This window comes from Aquamicrobium zhengzhouense (assembly GCF_016124105.1).
GTDB classification, from domain to species: Bacteria; Pseudomonadota; Alphaproteobacteria; order Rhizobiales; family Rhizobiaceae; genus Aerobium; species Aerobium zhengzhouense.
On sequence record NZ_JADGMQ010000004.1, the window covers coordinates 261109 to 277829 of the forward strand.

At 58.4% G+C, this 16721-nt stretch carries 19 protein-coding genes and 2 tRNA genes; 7 read left to right on the forward strand and 14 right to left on the reverse strand.

Features of this window, described 5'->3' with window-relative positions:
- The first annotated feature begins 14 nt into the window (after positions 1–14).
- The 5 genes from betI to IOD40_RS08970 all read left to right on the forward strand — a co-directional run bounded on the left by betI (position 15) and on the right by IOD40_RS08970 (position 5452).
- Positions 15–602, forward strand: a complete 588-nt coding sequence (gene betI / locus IOD40_RS08950) for a transcriptional regulator BetI (RefSeq protein WP_198476180.1) — start codon at positions 15–17, stop codon at positions 600–602.
- Positions 603–604: 2 nt separating this feature from the next.
- Positions 605–2128 carry a choline-sulfatase gene (betC, locus tag IOD40_RS08955; protein WP_198476222.1) on the forward strand — a complete coding sequence of 508 codons (1524 nt, stop codon included), beginning with the start codon at positions 605–607 and terminating at the stop codon, positions 2126–2128.
- Entirely contained in the window at positions 2128–3780 is a 1653-nt protein-coding gene (gene betA, locus IOD40_RS08960; RefSeq protein ID WP_198476221.1) for a choline dehydrogenase, read from the forward strand. Before betC ends, betA begins: the two co-directional genes overlap by 1 nt.
- A 60-nt stretch (positions 3781–3840) precedes the next feature.
- On the forward strand, positions 3841–5304 hold the full coding sequence (gene betB / locus IOD40_RS08965; protein ID WP_198476181.1) for a betaine-aldehyde dehydrogenase: 1464 nt from the start codon (positions 3841–3843) through the stop codon (positions 5302–5304).
- 71 nt (positions 5305–5375) lie between these two features.
- Positions 5376–5452 (forward strand) — tRNA-Pro (locus IOD40_RS08970).
- 65 nt (positions 5453–5517) lie between these two features.
- On the opposite strand, the gene IOD40_RS08975 is transcribed toward IOD40_RS08970, so the two are convergent.
- The 6 genes from IOD40_RS08975 to IOD40_RS09000 form a co-directional block, all read right to left on the reverse strand.
- A complete protein-coding gene (locus IOD40_RS08975; protein ID WP_233713906.1) occupies positions 5518–6111 on the reverse strand; it encodes a site-specific integrase in 594 nt (197 codons plus the stop codon).
- Positions 6112–6446: 335 nt separating this feature from the next.
- Complete coding sequence (locus tag IOD40_RS08980; protein WP_198476182.1) at positions 6447–6824, reverse strand: excisionase; 378 nt, start codon at positions 6822–6824, stop codon at positions 6447–6449.
- A 117-nt stretch (positions 6825–6941) separates the two neighbouring features.
- Positions 6942–7019, reverse strand: a tRNA-OTHER gene (locus IOD40_RS08985).
- A 7-nt stretch (positions 7020–7026) separates the two neighbouring features.
- On the reverse strand, positions 7027–7302 hold the full coding sequence (locus tag IOD40_RS08990; RefSeq protein WP_198476183.1) for a hypothetical protein: 276 nt from the start codon (positions 7300–7302) through the stop codon (positions 7027–7029).
- Positions 7299–7673 (reverse strand): hypothetical protein, encoded by a 375-nt coding sequence (locus IOD40_RS08995; protein ID WP_198476184.1) that lies wholly within the window; start codon positions 7671–7673, stop codon positions 7299–7301. The genes IOD40_RS08990 and IOD40_RS08995 overlap by 4 nt, the downstream gene beginning before the upstream one ends.
- Positions 7674–7727: 54 nt before the next feature.
- A complete protein-coding gene (locus tag IOD40_RS09000; protein ID WP_198476185.1) occupies positions 7728–8147 on the reverse strand; it encodes a hypothetical protein in 420 nt (139 codons plus the stop codon).
- Between the two features lie 195 nt (positions 8148–8342).
- Between IOD40_RS09000 and IOD40_RS09005 the strand changes: the two genes are divergently transcribed.
- Together IOD40_RS09005 and IOD40_RS09010 are read left to right on the forward strand one after the other, a co-directional pair.
- Complete coding sequence (locus IOD40_RS09005) at positions 8343–8921, forward strand: hypothetical protein (protein ID WP_198476186.1); 579 nt, start codon at positions 8343–8345, stop codon at positions 8919–8921.
- Between the two features lie 10 nt (positions 8922–8931).
- Positions 8932–9384, forward strand: coding sequence for a hypothetical protein (locus IOD40_RS09010; RefSeq protein WP_198476187.1), 453 nt, complete (start codon positions 8932–8934; stop codon positions 9382–9384).
- A gap of 387 nt (positions 9385–9771) precedes the next feature.
- Here IOD40_RS09010 and IOD40_RS09015 read toward each other — a convergent pair whose 3' ends face one another.
- The 8 genes from IOD40_RS09015 to IOD40_RS09050 all read right to left on the reverse strand — a co-directional run.
- Positions 9772–10140 (reverse strand): hypothetical protein, encoded by a 369-nt coding sequence (locus IOD40_RS09015; protein ID WP_198476188.1) that lies wholly within the window; start codon positions 10138–10140, stop codon positions 9772–9774.
- Between the two features lie 506 nt (positions 10141–10646).
- Positions 10647–11810: a phage late control D family protein gene (locus tag IOD40_RS09020; RefSeq protein WP_198476189.1), complete on the reverse strand. Its 1164-nt coding sequence runs from the start codon at positions 11808–11810 to the stop codon at positions 10647–10649.
- Between the two features lie 12 nt (positions 11811–11822).
- Complete coding sequence (locus IOD40_RS09025; protein WP_198476190.1) at positions 11823–14057, reverse strand: phage tail tape measure protein; 2235 nt, start codon at positions 14055–14057, stop codon at positions 11823–11825.
- Between the two features lie 141 nt (positions 14058–14198).
- Positions 14199–14474: a phage tail assembly protein gene (locus IOD40_RS09030; RefSeq protein ID WP_198476191.1), complete on the reverse strand. Its 276-nt coding sequence runs from the start codon at positions 14472–14474 to the stop codon at positions 14199–14201.
- A gap of 6 nt (positions 14475–14480) precedes the next feature.
- A complete protein-coding gene (locus IOD40_RS09035) occupies positions 14481–14651 on the reverse strand; it encodes a hypothetical protein (RefSeq protein ID WP_198476192.1) in 171 nt (56 codons plus the stop codon).
- Positions 14652–14828: 177 nt separating this feature from the next.
- Positions 14829–15422, reverse strand: coding sequence for a hypothetical protein (locus tag IOD40_RS09040; RefSeq protein ID WP_198476193.1), 594 nt, complete (start codon positions 15420–15422; stop codon positions 14829–14831).
- A complete protein-coding gene (locus tag IOD40_RS09045; protein WP_198476194.1) occupies positions 15406–15981 on the reverse strand; it encodes a hypothetical protein in 576 nt (191 codons plus the stop codon). The genes IOD40_RS09040 and IOD40_RS09045 overlap by 17 nt, the downstream gene beginning before the upstream one ends.
- Positions 15982–16453: 472 nt before the next feature.
- The coding region (locus IOD40_RS09050) for a hypothetical protein (protein WP_198476195.1) at positions 16454–16721 on the reverse strand (268 nt) is incomplete at its 5' end.

Sequence of the window (16721 nt, forward strand, 5' to 3'; positions counted from 1 at the left end):
CTTAGGAGTTATCGATGCCCAAGGTTGGAATGGAGCCGGTGCGCCGCAAGGCGCTGATTGATGCAGCGATTGCCGCGATCGGGGAGCGCGGCTCCCTGGACGTCACGATGTCTGAAATAGCCGGGAGAGCAGGCGTATCAGCCGCGCTTGCCCATCACTATTTCGGCGCAAAGGATGAGCTTCTTCAGGAGACCATGCGCCATATTCTGCGCGAACTGGGGCGGGATGTAGCTGCGGCCTTGCACGGAGTGACTGAGCCACGAGCGCGTCTTACGGCCCTTATTGCCGTCAACTTCGCCCATAATCAGTTCAGCGCCGGGACTATTGCAGCCTGGCTGGCGTTTTACGTCGAGGCGCAACGATCCGAACCGATGCGCCGGCTACTGCGGATTTATGCCCGCCGCCTGCATTCGAACTTGATGGACGCCCTGTGCCAACTTCTCATCGCCGAAGAGGCGCGACAGACCGCTGAAGGCGTCGCTGCTCTTATCGATGGTCTTTACATCCGCTGCGCACTCCGCAGCGCCGCACCAGACGCCGTAAACGCCATCGCGCTCGTCGAAGACTATCTGGATCACAAACTATCCCGGAGGAGGAATTAGGGATCGTGAAGCCGAACATACTCATCATCATGGTGGACCAGCTCAATGGAACGCTGTTTCCGGATGGTCCCGCAGAATTTCTGCACACCCCTCACCTCAAGAGGCTCGCTGCCCGTTCAGCACGCTTCAATAGCAACTACACGGCATCACCGCTTTGTGCCCCGGCCCGCGCATCTTTCATGAGCGGGATGCTGCCTTCGCGTACGCAGGTCTATGACAATGCGGCCGAGTTCCCTTCCTCCGTACCGACCTTTTCCCATCATCTGCGCGCAGCTGGCTATTACACCTGCCTGTCCGGCAAGATGCACTTCATAGGCCCGGATCAACTCCACGGATTTGAGGAGCGCCTGACGACCGACATCTATCCTGCTGATTTCGGATGGACGCCGGATTGGACGAAGCCCGGCCAGCGCATTGACTGGTGGTACCACAACCTCGGTTCCGTTACGGGCGCAGGTGTAGCGGAGATTACCAACCAGCTGGAATACGACGATGAAGTCGCACACCACGCTGTACAGAAGCTCTACCAGCTGTCCCGCCAGTCGCAGGACGACAGCCGCCAGCCATGGTGCCTGACTGTTTCGTTCACCCACCCTCACGACCCTTACGTCGCCCGTCGCCGCTATTGGGACCTCTACGAAGACTGCGCGCATCTCGATCCGGAGGTCGGCTTCATCCCGTATGAGGATCAAGATCCCCATTCACAACGTCTGTATGACGCCAGCGATTATGGTTCGTTCTCTCTGAGCGATGAGAACATTCGTCGTTCCCGGCGCGGTTACTTCGCCAATATTTCCTACATCGATGACCACGTAGGTTCGCTGATCGACGTCCTTGAACGGACGCGCATGATCGACAACACATTCATCGTCTTCTGCTCGGATCACGGCGACATGCTCGGGGAGCGCGGGCTCTGGTTCAAGATGAACTTCCTCGAGGGCTCATCGCGAGTACCCTTGATGATAGCCGGCCCTGGTATCGAAGGCGTCTCGCACTCTGCTCCGACCTCCAACCTGGATATCGCCGCCACACTTTGTGATCTCGCGGATATCGATTTGGGCTCCATTCGCGCATGGTCAGACGGGGAAAGCCTCAAGCCCGTCATCGGGGGCGGTGAGCGCCCTACTCCCGTCTACATGGAATACGCAGCCGAGGGTTCCATAGCCCCGATGGTCGCGATCAGATCCGGACGGTTCAAATTCATATACTGCCCGGTGGATCCCGCACAGCTGTTCGATCTTAAAGCAGACCCGCTTGAGAAGACAAACCTCGCCTCTGATCCGGCGCACTCCCAACTGCTGGCAGAATTCCAGGGAATGGTCGCAGCCCGCTGGGATCTGGATGCATTCGACCAGGCTGTTCGCGAGAGCCAGGCACGCCGCCTCGCGATCTACCAGTCCCTGCGAAACGGCGCATATTACCCCTGGGACTATCAGCCGCTTCAGAAGGCGTCCGAACGCTACATGCGCAACCACATGGACCTCAACGTCCTCGAAGAGCACCAACGGTTTCCGAGAGGTGAATGATGTTACAGGCTGACTTCGTGATTGTCGGCTCCGGCTCTGCCGGGGCTGCAATGGCCTATCGGCTGTCTGAGGATGGCAAGCACTCGGTCATCGTCATCGAATATGGCGGAACCGATTTTGGACCGTTCATCCAGATGCCTGCGGCCCTGTCCTACCCCATGAACATGCGCCGCTATGATTGGGGCTACAAGACTGAGCCCGAACCACATCTTGGCGGGCGGGTACTTGCTACCCCCCGTGGCAAGGTGATCGGCGGCTCTTCGTCTATCAACGGCATGGTCTATGTGCGCGGCCACGCTCACGACTTTGACCATTGGGCCGATCAGGGCGCGAACGGCTGGTCCTATGCGGACGTATTGCCCTACTTCAAGCGCATGGAAAACTCGGATGGGGGCGAGGCTGGCTGGCGTGGAACCAGCGGACCTCTTCATGTCCAGCGAGGCCCCCGGAAGAACCCGCTCTACAAGGCATTTGTCGAAGCCGGTCGCCAGGCAGGTTTCGAGACGACCAAAGACTATAACGGCTCCAAGCAGGAAGGCTTCGGCCCAATGGAGCAGACCATCCACCAGGGACGGCGCTGGTCCGTCGCCAATGCCTATCTGCGTCCGGCTCTCAGGCGCAAGAATGTGCGCGTGGTTAACGGCTTCGCCAGAAAGATCGTGATCGAGAATGGTCGCGCGACGGGAGTCGAGATCGAAAACCGCCGCGGCGTCGAGACCGTTCGTGCAAACCGCGAGGTGATCATCGCGGCGTCAACGGTCAATTCGCCGAAATTGCTGATGCTGTCAGGCATCGGGCCAGCCGCGCACCTGCGAGAGCACGGGATCGATGTCATTGCCGACCGACCGGGCGTTGGCCAGAATCTCCAGGATCATATGGAGCTCTACATCCAGCAGGAATCGCTCCAGCCGATCACGCTCTATTCCAAGCTCAACCTGTTCTCCAAGGCTCTGATCGGTGCTGAGTGGCTGTTCTTCAAGACAGGGCTAGGCGCCACCAATCACTTTGAAGCTGCGGCGTTCCTACGCTCGGCAGCCGGCGTCGACTATCCGGATATCCAGTACCACTTCATCCCGGTTGCAATCCGATATGATGGCAAGTCTGCCGCCGAGGCACATGGCTTCCAGGCTCATGTGGGGCCCATGCGATCGAAATCGCGCGGTAACGTCGCGCTTCGATCTTCGGATCCGTGGGAAACGCCGGCCATCCGCTTCAATTATATGTCCCATCCTGACGATTGGGCAGACTTTCGCCATTGCATCCGCCTCACGCGCGAGATCTTCGGGCAGCAGGCATTCGACCTTTACCGCGGCCGTGAAATCTCGCCTGGCGCCCATATTCAGAGTGACGAGCAGCTTGATGGCTTCATTCGCGATCACGCCGAGAGCGCGTACCACCCGTGCGGCACCTGCCGCATGGGCCGCGCCGATGATCCGCACGCAGTTGTCGATCCGGAATGCCGCGTCATCGGCGTTGACGGGCTGAGGGTCGCGGACTCGTCGATCTTCCCGCGTGTCACCAACGGCAACCTGAACGCGCCGTCGATCATGGTGGGAGAGAAGGCTTCCGACCACATCCTCGGCATCCAGCCCCTCGCCCCGTCAAATCAGGAGCCATGGATCAATCCGCGCTGGCGCGAGTCTGATCGATGATGCTTCGCACCTTGCATCTCATTTTCGGCTAGGATCAGCCAATTGAAGAGGAACACGTTCATGCGCGCCCAGCCCAAAGCATCGCATTACATTAATGGCCGCTACGTTGAGGATGATCAGGGCACGCCGCTTGACGTCATCTATCCGGCTACAGGCGAGGTGATCGCCCGTCTCCACGCCGCGACGCCGCATATCATCGAACAGGCCATCTCCGCCGCCGCAGAGGCACAACTCGAATGGGCCCGCATGCGCCCTGCAGATCGTGGCCGCATCTTGCGACGCGCTGCTGACCTCCTGCGCGAGCGCAATGAGGAAATTTCCCACCTCGAGACGCTCGACACCGGCAAGCCCATCCAGGAGACCACCGTCGCCGACCCTGCTTCCGCAGCCGAGGCATTGGAGTTTCTCGGCGGCGTGGTCGCTGGCCACCACGGCCATTACGTCGATTTTGGCGGGCCGTTTGCCTATACGCGTCGTGAACCACTGGGCGTCTGCGTTGGCATCGGCGCATGGAACTACCCGATCCAGGGCGCAGCGTGGAAATCAGCCCCTGCCCTCGCCATGGGCAATGCCATGGTGTTTAAGCCGTCGGAGAACACTCCCCTTACCGCGCTGGCCCTAGCCGAACTGTACATTGAGGCCGGCCTGCCGAATGGCTTGTTCAACGTCGTGCAAGGGTACGGCGATGTCGGCGGCGCGCTCATCAGCCATCCGACGGTCGCCAAGGTCTCTCTGACTGGCTCCGTGCCCACCGGCCGCAAGGTGCTTGGCATAGCCGGCTCCCTGATGAAGCACGCGACGATGGAGCTCGGAGGCAAGTCGCCGCTGATCATCTTCGACGACGCGGATGTCGAGAACGCAGTTGGCGGCGCCATGCTCGCGAATTTCTACTCGACCGGCCAGGTCTGCTCGAACGGAACCCGCGTCTTTGTCCAGAACGGCATCTATGAGCGTTTCATCGAGCGCCTCACCGCTCGCACCGCGAAGATCCGAATCGGCGATCCGCTCGATCCGCAGACGCAGATGGGCCCCCTCATCAACAAGGCGCAGCATGAGAAGGTCACCGGCTACATCGAGATCGGCAAGGCCGAAGGCGCGACCCTTCACCACGGCGGCGGCATCCCACGCCTCCAAGGCTTCGAAAACGGCTTCTTCGTCGAGCCGACAATCTTTACGGGTGTCAAAGATGACATGCGGATCGCGCGTGAAGAAATATTCGGCCCGGTCATGAGCGTACTGACCTTCTCCAAAGAAGACGAAGTAATCGAGCGCGCAAACGACACCGAATTCGGCCTCTCCGCTGGCGTGTTTACACGTGATCTGCCGCGTGCCCACCGCGTGATTGCCGATATCAAGGCGGGCAGCTGCTGGATCAACCATTACAATCTTGCTCCGGCAGAGCTTCCCTTCGGCGGCTTCAAGCAATCTGGCATCGGCCGCGAAAATTCCCTGGCGGCACTCGATCACTACTCCCAGATCAAGTCGGTTTACGTTGAAACCGGCGATGTGGAGAGCCCTTACTAAAAATTGCAAAAACTCTTCCGGCCGGGCTTGCAGCGCACGAAGGGGGGCGCTATAAGCCCGGCCACTGGCCACGGAGTGTAGCGCAGCCTGGTAGCGCACCTCGTTCGGGACGAGGGGGTCGCAGGTTCAAATCCTGCCACTCCGACCAGTAAAAACAAAGGCTTAGCAGCGCCTCCCGAAATCTACGGCAACGAATACGGCAATGATTGAGCATCATGGCTGATTTCGCCCTGCCTTTCCTGATGTAAACGCAGCTCCCACCTGGCGTTGAAAGTTCGGATGGTGATGGCCATACGTCTTTTCCAGCATCTCCCTGGTCATACCGAGGTAACCGGAAGCCTCCCAAGGATCGACACCACCCTGCATCAGCCATGTCGCTGCCGTGTGCCTCATCGTGTGGCGTACAACCTCGGTTGCCTCATCGCCTAGAACATCGTTAGCAAGCTTGCGAAAAGCCTTCTTGGGGTCAGCCGCCCTGCCCTGATATTCGACCACGTACCTCGCGCCATTTCGATGCCAGCGCCTCATGTGAGCTAGAAGCCGATCCGGCAAGCGGATCGGTGGCGATTTCTTATTGGCAGCCTCCTTTTCGATCTCTGGAAGGCGGTAGAAGACACCGTTCTCTAGATCAATGAACGGCCTGTCTTTCTCCTTTACGAAAGACGCTTGCCAAATTCGGCTAGATCGACTTCCGGTGTACAGCGCCGCAATAAGAAAGCGGGCAACGTGAAGCGTCGCCTTCTTCTTCGTTGGCACGCCCCGTTGGACCTCCTTCTTGCGGTAAGCTGCCCAAATCAACTTGGCCATAGCATCACGCTCTAGATGCTTCGTTCGGCCTTTTGGCTTGGGTGGTAGCGTCACGGTTACGGCGTGCCTGGTAATGTTATCCGCGATCGCCATTCGACAGGCAGCACGCAAATCTTCCAACTCACGGCGTGCCGCGAATTGTGCACCGCGTTCCCTCACATACTCTGTGCAGGTTCGCGTTGTTATGTCGTCCAGGGTCTTGTCGCCCCAAAACGCCAGCAGCTGTTTAGCTCGCGCCGCCAGTTCTTTTGGCCTTCTGGCTACGTCCTCCTTCACGAGGAGATAGTGAGCTATCACCTCGGCCACGCTGACTTCTGATGCGGGCCTATGCTTCTCTAGTGGCTTCTCAAGGAAGCGCTTGGCGATGTGCTCCGCGAGCTTTTGCTCAGCCGCTCCACGATCATGTTCGCTGCAGCCAGTGCCGAATTGCTTTCCACCGTCGAGGATGATCCAGACCGCTTCTCTGTCTTTACTGGCTGGCCGCAACCAGAGGCGGGCAGGCTTTCTAGCACGAGACATCGCGATTTCATCTCCTCTATGTACGCTAGGGTAGTGAAGTCTTTCCCCGCAATCCGCATCATAACCAGACGACCACGGAAGGCTTCGCGACGTAATCCCGAAACAGACATGCCACCATAAGGGAAGGCAATAGCTACAGCATCCTTCAGGCGAAGCGGTGCATGTGGGTCAATATTGTCATTATCTGCTTTCATTGTTCCTCCCGTTGTAAGAGAACCCGCCCGCCGGAGAGGAGACAACGGCGAGCAGGTGAGCGCCTCGGCGCTACTGCGGCCATCGCTTGTTAAGCGCTGGTAGTGGCCGGTTTGATTTGGTGAGGCTGGTGCGGCTCGAACGCACATCTGTCCAGTTACGGTTTCCGGCTTAGAAGACCGGACCGATACAGCCCCGTATTCGTTAGGCGGCTTTCGCAAAGGACGCGACGTCAGCCGTAAGGCTGGCCCATAGCTCGGCCTGCCCGTCGACGATCCCGTCGCCGTAATCCTGCATGATGTCGCCCCATACGCGCATCTTTGTAGTGACGTCCTCGGCACATGCAGCCGGTGTCACAAGGATGGCTCGATTGAGACGGGCTAGTTCCATCGTCGCCACGTCGCCGTCATCGTCCGTAATATCGGTATCGAAAAGCTCGTAGATTGCCTGCCGCTGTGCGGCCATTGCTTGGATGGTCATGCCGCTGCTCCCCAGACCGGGCAGTCGCAACCGATATGCTGGCGGGCCTCTGCGCGACGGAATGCCTCAAGCTGCTGGATGAAGACTCCGAGACAATCTCGCTCGTCGTAGTCGACACCACCGCACGCCCGGTCGATCTTGTCGGCAAAGAAACGGAACTTTTCCGAAATGTCTTCAGGGTCGACGATTGGTGCTTCAATCAACTCGTCTTCTAGCCGCGTCACAGCATCCATCAGAACGTCGCAAGAGGCGTCTGGAAGTCCGTGGCGATTGATCAGTTCATAAATCCCTCCAACGGCGCGGTTGATCTTCTGCACGTCCGTCAATCTAGGCAAACCTTCGGCGGCTGCCGCAAGCGATGCTGCGGTCATGGGGGCTCTCCTCAATCTGATGAATGGTGGTCGGCGGATTGTGCGCGCCGGTTGTTATTGCTGAGCTACTCTGGCCCGTGTGATCGCAGCATCGGTGATGTCCTTGGATGATGCGCGCTTCTTGATGCCGGGTTTCGTGAATTTGGCAACTGCGTCCTTGATATACGCCGCCCGACGGGAGCGGATCAGAACCGCCTCGCACTCATAGTCATTCTCGTATATCTCGTCCTCAGCCGTCGCATCCTCCCCTTCCGGAAAGTTCATGTCTACGGCCAGACTGGTGTGATACTCTACCTGCGCCACAACCCCGGCAAGGTCGGCAGGCTCGAATGTGCTTCGCGCGAGTGAGCACATGCGCATCATTCTGTAGTGCTCCTCAGTCGAAAGAGGCAAACTCTGTGTCTGGGCAATGGCGTAAACAAGCGCTAGCCCCGCGATGTAGTCGTCCTCTTTCATGCTGTCGATATCGGTCATTTTGGGTCTCCTCTTGTTGGCGGTGCATTCAATTGCGTTTTGCACAATACGGAATATAGGCGCACTTTTCTTAGTGTCAACCTTCATTTGCGTTTTACGCAAAAGAAAATATGACCTATACGACAGAGGCAGTCTTTCGAACGGCGCTAACCGTGACTGCATAATCGCAAGCAGTACGAACGATCAGAGCTACCAATGGCCACACCTAAGGAACTAGTCGCAAAAGTTGCGGAGCTGACCGGCGTCCCAGAAGGGACAGTAGTTCAGCATGACCGCAATCTATCCGTCGCCGGCCTAAGAACCGTGGGAGGTAGAGGGCGCGCTGCTGCGCAGGTCACCTATCAGGACGCGGCCAATCTGCTGATTGCTGTCGCGGGCAGCCGCAACGTGAAGGACAGCGTGAAGACCGTCCAGGAATATGCGGAGCTTAAAGCCCGTGACCCGATGGTGTTCGATGACGACGGCAGGGATGTCATCCGGGGCAGAACATTCGGGGATGCCCTGGCTGCGCTTTTGGAGGCGCTGCCCGCAGATAGAGACTCCTACGCAAATCCTGAACATGGGTCGGTCGATGTATCAATCTATGGTCCACGCCCGGTTGCACGCATTGAGTGGAAGGTCGGCGATCGTTCCGACACATTGGACTATCGTGAGGTAGGTCGCCGCGATCCAACGCCTCGGCCGTTCGCTGATCTGCAGTTCATTGCCCGGTTTTCGCAGGTTACAATTGGGCACGTCGGCGAGCTTGTGGCAGATAAATCGAAGCCTGGCTAAAGCACCACCCATGCCCGCCAAGCCCATCCTCATATACAAACTGACGCCCAGCCAGATCTCGCTCGTCGACCGACTCGACGGGGCCGAGAACGGCGTACTGCTGGACGACATGGAGTATCGCGAGGTCGTGGTTTGGCAGGAACTCGACAAGCTCGGCATCGTGCGCACAAATCCCCGGCGCCGAAAGCTTGCCGTCATGCTGACTGAACTCGGCGAGCAGGTCCGAGCCAACGGCTACTTCTCCAAGAAGCCTGTCCTGCGCTTGACCCAGCCGCAGATCGCCGCGCTACGGTTCCTGGCGGGCGGGCCTCGTGGTTACAACGACATGCCGGGGCATATGGTCGACGTATGCCGCCGCCTCGGCATTCGAGGCTGGGCTGAATGGCAGGGCGACGAGACGGGTCCGCGATGGATGCGGATCACGCCTGCGGGCTGGCAGGTGCTGATGCTGGTGGATGCGTAGAACGGCGGCGAGAGATTGACTCCCCTACCATCCCTGCGATCATCGGCGCGGGGAACATGGAAGGGGACCAGATGATAAAAGATCACGATATCGAATTACACTTGGCTTATTGGCGCAATGCAATAGACGGGACGCTTCGTGCTGGTTTTGAACCGATCTCGACCGTCAAAGAAAGTGCCGATAAAATTAAGCGCCTTCTTCGAGCCAGTTCTACGGAAGCAAGGACTGCTATCGACACTGCGCTCGATCTGAGCTTGGCTTTTTTGGACAGCGCATCTGAGGATAGAACCGAACAGGAAAGGGTTCTTGCGGCGGTCCAGTCGCTACATCGGACTATAGGGGCCCATGACATCGATCCGATAGTATCGGCTTTGCGCCCGCCACTCCCTACTCGGCCTTCCGGCTCTTCCACTCCATAACGCGGGTCCTGCCGTCCTCGATCTTGAACCAATCCTCGCCGAATACCTCGATCATGGCATCATCATAAGCTGAAGCAGCCGCTTCTGTGATTTGTTCGTTAAGATCGGTGAAGGAGCAGATGCCGCGTTCGTTCGGGCACCACATGGCCTTCACGATGTATCCGCCGCCATCCACGTGGGAGGTCAGCTGGCACGGCCAGCCGCCCCACCGCTCCGTGTTAAAGATGGCGTGAATTTGCCAGCCGTCCGAGCGCACGTGATTCACGATCTGCATGTTCTTGATCCAAATTTCTTCATTGGGATCAAACGGCGTTGGCCGTCTCTTTTCTTCGATCATTTTCATCCTTTCGGTTCCTGAAAAGGAAGAGTGACCTGTAGGCCATTTCGACAAATCGACTCGCAATTGTCCCTAATCAGTGCGAGACTTCCGTAGCGTCATCCCTTTAAGGCGCGGGATGCTGCCTGTCAGGAAAGGAGGCCTAAAATGCCTATTTCCCATTCCCAAACGCGCGCTGTGGAGCTAGCCGCTCAAGCCTACGCGCGGTCCCATGCGAGGTTTCGGCCAGTATCGATGCACCAAGCGCTCCGATCCATTCGAGCTAGAATACCAGAATGCGGATGGTGCGATGAAGAACTTATCCGTATCGCTGCAACCAATGCTGTCAAGCAAGGTCATGCGGTTGAGTTCGACGTTAGTGGGTAGATTAAAAGTAGTTCACTAACAGAAGCGGCCCTGCCCATAAGGCAGAGCCGCCCGTCAGGTGACGCTGTCAGCAGCGATGAGGGGGCACTACCAACGGCCTTCGAACACTGAATGTCTGTGATTGTTCCGACGCAGTTGCACTACGAGTGGTCGATCATCCACGTGCGACGATTGCCGATCCACTCTTTGGGTGTGGCCGGCGTGCCAGCCGGTGCGTCGGGCGCCTTCTTGTCAGCGTTAGCACCACTAGCGTCGCCGGAGGCAGGATCACTAGCGCTGCCCTTGTTTTTGCCCTTACTCGCGGACTTACCGTCGTACAGCTTGGCGGAAATGTGGGTCGTGAACCCAGTCGTCTTGCTGTAGCTGTGCTCCACGCTGTCGATGACGTACGGAACACCATCGAGGCCAGGCCGCACGCCTTCGAACAACAATGGCGCACCAGCGATGATGCCAGTGTCGCCGACGACTGTTACGGATGCCGAACCCTTGCCGCGCTCCAGATCATTCGCCTTCGACTCGGCGGCCTTCTTTGCCTCAGCCTCATCTGTCAGTGGATCCGTGAGCCGCAAGACGGCCTCACCCTCGCTATCTGCATCCGCCTCAACCTCGACACGCTCGCCCTTCTCTCGATCATGGTAGTAGGCCACCACCTTCTTGTATTTGCTCCGGTCGGCAGCTTCGAACTGGCAGGTGCCCTGGATGATGCGGTCAGGCGTCACAACAACAGCCCCCGTCGAAGCACCGCTGGCTGACTTCCCTGCATGCTTTTTTGCGAAGATCAGCTTGCCGTTCTTGATGGAGAAAAGCGCGTCGTGACGGCTCGCCATCCGCTCCAAGAATTGGATTGGCGGCTCGTCCTGCTGTGCGATCCACTCATAGAAGTGAGATCCGACTTCACTATCGACAACCGCGGATAGGCCAACGTCACCGGCGATTTCTTTGACGATGTCGCCTAATGTTTTGTTGTCCCAATGCCGCTCTTGGGTTTCCTTGAGCTTGCTGTTGCGCAGGTCGGCGGCTTTGCCGGAGATCGTCAGGCCGTAAGGCAGGCACTTGGCATCCACCTTATCGACGGTGAAGGTGCCGACCGACGAAACACCAGTCTCGCGGTAGCCAAGCCGGATTTCGACACTGGCACCAGTGCGCGGCAACGCCAGAAAGTCAGGCGGGCCGTCATTCAACTCTGCCGAGAACGTGTCAGAAGACACGCCCTCCTTATCGGTGACAGTCAAGCTGACCAGCCGCTCATAGAACGCGCCGGCCACTGGCTGACCATCAACCGTCATTTCAACGATTGGGTGCATGTTGTTTCCTTTTTAAGCGAGGTGCGCGTTGCTGAACTGCGACTCTAGGGCTGCGCTAACTCGCGCTGCGGTCGCTGTAGCGATGTCCTGAGGTGACGCATTCGTGGTCGCGTAGACTGTGATGCCGCCAAGATGGATGTTTGGCGGCTGTTGGTTCACCACCTCAACTTTTTGAGTGCCGGACGGTTGGTGGATGGCATCGCGAAGCGAATGGAGATCCGAGCGCAGGTCTTCGGGCTGTCCTGTGTTCACCTTGAGACCAGTTCGGTCTGCCAGTCCTGATTCCCACGCCTTTATGCTATCCCAAACGCCTTTAAGCGCTTGTCCCGCAGGCGCATTCCAGAAGCCTACAGCCGGCTGCGCCTGTCCGGTCCGCAAGGCTTTCGCCCCTCTGCGGTCCTCGTGCATGTCTTCGATTTCCGAACGCTGGCGGTCGTATGCCGACATGCTGTCGCGCTCCGCACGACGATGAGTTGCCGATTGCGCATCTCCGGCTGCGTTGTCCCGCGTCGTCTCCTTGACGAAACGATGCGCTCCGTAGGCAGTGCCACCTGCTACGAGAAGATGCGGAATACGGGCTGCGAACTGTCGTAAGAGCGCGAATACACCACCCGTGCCGGGTGCCCCACCTTTGCCGGTTGGAGCATTGCTGCCAGTCTTACCCGCCTTACCCCCGCCAGGCAGGCTGGGCATTTTTAGCATCGCCCCGCCGATGCCAGCGAGGGATTTGATGATGGCAATTGCAGCGGACGCCCCTGATAGGAGTAGCATCGCCTTCGCGACCTTCCTCAGTGCGCCGGCGAGCATTGTAAAACCTGCCGCCGCGAGAAATAGTTTGAACCCTTGCCCTGCAATCTCGCCTAGGAACTGCGCAACGGAACTATCCCGGACCGCATCGTTGAACTCGCGAACCGTCTTGCCCCATCGCTCCATCTTGACGAAAAGCTGACCGAGCCGATCAGCACCTTCGGACGGGTCAACCTTGCCAAACAGCAGATCGCCAAGATCGGCAATCATACTCTTGATGGAGCCGTCGTAGCCAAGGCCCTGCATGAAGCCTTTGGCGCCGACCTCCAACTTGTCGAAGATCGAAACGCGGTCGCCGAGCGAATCCAACACTTCGCCGATCGCGCTCGTGGCTTCCTTGATGCTTGGTAGCCACCTCGCGCCGATGCCCTCGAACTGATAGGCAATACGGTTCCGCAGGAGCTTCAGCGCGTTCTCGACCGTGTCGGCTCGTGCGACGAATTCCCTGAAGGCTGATCCGGCGTATTTCGTGCGGTCGGCAACGCTATCGAGCGCCTTGTCGAGCAGATCGAGGTTGCCAACCAAGGGTGCAAAGGCGCGGGCTTCATCGCCAAAGAACTTGGACAGCAGCGCAATCTGCTTTTCCTCTGGAGCTTTCGCAATCGCCTTCAGGACCGTTTTAAGGGCCTTCGGGGCGTCCTTTTTCATCTGCTTTGCGAGCGTGGGCAAATGCAGCCCCAGTGCCGCAGCCGCTTCTCGCTGGTCCTTCTTCGCAAAATCACCAGTCGTCATTTTTCTGACGACGTTCATCATCGCGGTGCCGGCGGTCTCGGCCTGCGCACCAGACGCGATCATCGCGGCACCGATGCCCGCAACCTGGTCGCGATGGAAGCCGCCCATCTCTGCGAACTTGCCGACGCGGAGCATGTACTGCGTGATCTGCGGGGCTCTCGCAGCCATGCTGTTGCTGAGATGGTTGATGGCGTCTGCCATCAGCCCAGTCTCTTCAACACTGAGGCCCAGCTGCGCTTTCAATTTCGCAAGGCTATCGCCAGCCTCACCCGCTGACATATCGAAGGCGATGCCGACGCGCGCAGCCATTTCGGAGAAGGATTTCAGTTCCTCCAAAGCGACCCCTGATTCGCCCGCTGCCGCGAACAACTGCGAAATTTCGACAGCAGTCAGTGGCAACTCAGTGGACATCTTCTTGATGGTCCGTGCCATGTTTTCGAACTGCTCATCGCTAGCATCGACGACCTTGACTATGTCCTTGAATGCCGCTTCGAACTTGATGGCAGCACCTATTGTACTGCTGAGCCCAGCCGTTGCACCAAGATAGCCGCCGCCCAGCAACGCCAATTGCCCGATCATCCCGCGGAATGGGAGCACCATGGCTCCCATCCGGTTTTGGAACATACCGAGTTGCTTTGACATCGCGCCAAGACGGCCCGACACCTGATCCCGTAAAGACAGTACGAGTTGTGACTGTAGGGTCGCCATGCGCCCTCCCAAGAAAAATGGGGAGCCGTCAGCCCCCCCGAGTCAGTTTGATGATCTCGACCGCCTCATGAAACCATCGCAGCGCCTCGTCCGGGTGCATGCGCTTCACTTCAGAAATCGGGGTCGAGAAAGTGTGGGCGATTACGCCGGCGAGGTGTCGCCACTCTCCGGCGCTAGGGCGTTTCCCGCCAGTTTATCCGCAGCAACGACGATGGCCTTGTAGTCCAGCGGTCGCAACTTCTTCATCGCCGGGAGCGGAATTCCCGCAATGGAAGCATATATTGCGGCTTCTTTTGTCTGGTCGCCAGTAACCAAGTCCGCAGCCATGAAGTCGCCCATTTCAGGCTCGCGAACGCTGATCTCACTGTAGGTCGTGCCGGCGTGTTCTACGGGCTTTGAAAGCTTGATAGTGGTCATAAGGGTTCAATCCTTCTTGGATGTCAGCGCGTCAGCCATCTCGGCGACGCGGCGGTTGAAGTCAGTCAGTGCGGCAGGAGGTGTGAGCGCCGCGACAATCGACTCCGCGCGCTCACACATTGCGGTCGTCGGCGCCATGATTGACGCCGCCTGCTGGAAAATTGTGAGCGGGGTCATGCGAGCGTCACCCCCAAAAGGGCCGCAATGCCAATGACCGGAAGGACGCAAAGCCAGAGCATGCGCACGGTGAAACCAGCCGCATAAAATGCGGCGTGAACAAATGTCATGTTTTCTCCATGAAAAAAACCCGCACGCGGCGGGCTGCAATGATTGTGGTGTGGTGTCAGGCGGTAACTATTCCCAGAACCGGAGATGTCGCCGGTTATGGTGGATGACCCGCTCAATATGAGAGCGCATCCAGCCTGGATAATCTTCATTCTCACTCAACCACGTCTGGAACGTTTCAGGAATTGTCGCGGTTTCGATGCGGTTGCCTTCAAGGACTTCTTTGCTAACTGCCTGCGATATTTCTGTAATTTCAGCTTCCACCGCGGCCATTTCTTCAAACGCCTCTTCGACCGCCTGGGCCGCCTTCGCGACCTCACCGTTCAACCGTTCAATCAGCGCGACACGTCGTGCTTCGCAGGCGTCACGGCGGGCGAGAAACGCATCCTCTCGGTCCCGAATTTCTGCTTCAGATCGCCGGCGATCTAACTCCGCAAGAGCGACCTGCGCGCGCTCCAGTGCAATCCGCGCTTCATCGATCTCGCGTTCTGCTGCGAGGATTTGGTCAGTCGTGCCGTCGAGTAAGAGCGCCGCTCGCTTTTCTTGCGCAGCGGCAAGCGCGGCCTCGAGGGAAGGAACGTCGATCGAAGCGGTGGTCTGGTCGATTTGCTCAATGGTAGGTAGATGGCCGGTCAGGAGGAGCTTTTTAATGCGCTTCAACATTCTTGAATTCTCCAAATTTTACGAAAGGTTCGGCGATCGAATGCGCGCGTTTACCGCTGAGCGTGTGTTCGCGCATCAACTCAGCTGCGAGCGCACGAATGGCCAGCCAGACAGGCCGCGACTGGCCAAGACGAAGCGCGAGGGCTTGTCCTTCGCGCAATATTTTCCTGGCTTCTTCTATAGGTGAATTGATGCCGACCGCAGCCCAAGCGGCAAAGGCCTGCTGGCAGCCATCGCAGCCGCCAAATTGAAAAGCGTGAACACGTTCTAGATATTCGTCTGCGTCTTCCGGCCATCCACTCGACCAGCATCGGAGTCGGGCCATCTCCCCGACCGAACCTGCGTGGCTGCGGGCGATCTCGTGGAGAGCGGAAGCGTTGTAGCTAGGAGAGTAAACAACGCGCGCCGGCTCACGTACGGTCACCATATCGATAGCAAAACCGAGTGCATGGCCTATCACGGCGTGGCCAGCCTCATGCCAGGCGGTGCGCTCGTCGGGCGGCGGTTCGTCCAGTTCCTCAATTACAGGCAATGGCTCGCGACCGAATTTTGCCGACATCGACCGCTCAATGTTTGGTGGCTCGATGAAGCTGTAGGTTCCGCTTCGACAACATTGACGGCGAACTAGTTTAGTGGCCGCGCTGGGCGGCGATGCTGGTGTCATTGCTTCTCCTTTGTTATGCCCCCCCCGGTCAAGGTACTTCTCGGCCCCTCTACCCCTCATGCGGGTGGGAGGGCCCGGACTTCGCCTAGATAGTGGGTCTAAAAGCTGGGCAACCCGTTGACGTCACCTCCCATGCCTTGCGCAGCAAGGGTTCAAGGGGGTTGCCGTTCGGCAACGAAGGGGGGTGCAACTGTTGATTTGTTGACGATTTCCTTTTCATTGTTCACCAATAGTAAACAATCCAAGGGGTGTGGCGTTTTCCGCGGAAGGAAATCGCCCATGAATTTTCTTGCACAGCCAGAAATCCCGCCGCCGCCTAAACCCGCTCTAGGTAGGGGATGCTGATTGGGACCCATCGGAGGGGCGGTCAGTGGGACCGCGCGTGGCGAAGGTGGGTCGCCTTCTCGGTCACGTCGGCCCAAATAGAGCCAACAGGGATAGAGATGGTCGACCGCGTCGACCCTGGTATCCGCCATGCCATCCGATCCTGCATGATGCCGCTGCCCGATTCGGGAGCGAGCATGGCGAGTTCTTCGGGCGTGCCGCTGATGGTCGCGTGGTCGGGCGGAATGCGCCATGTGAGAATGCGTCCGATTTTCGCCGCCAGCGGAACTGGGAATCGGACGTTGATCAGG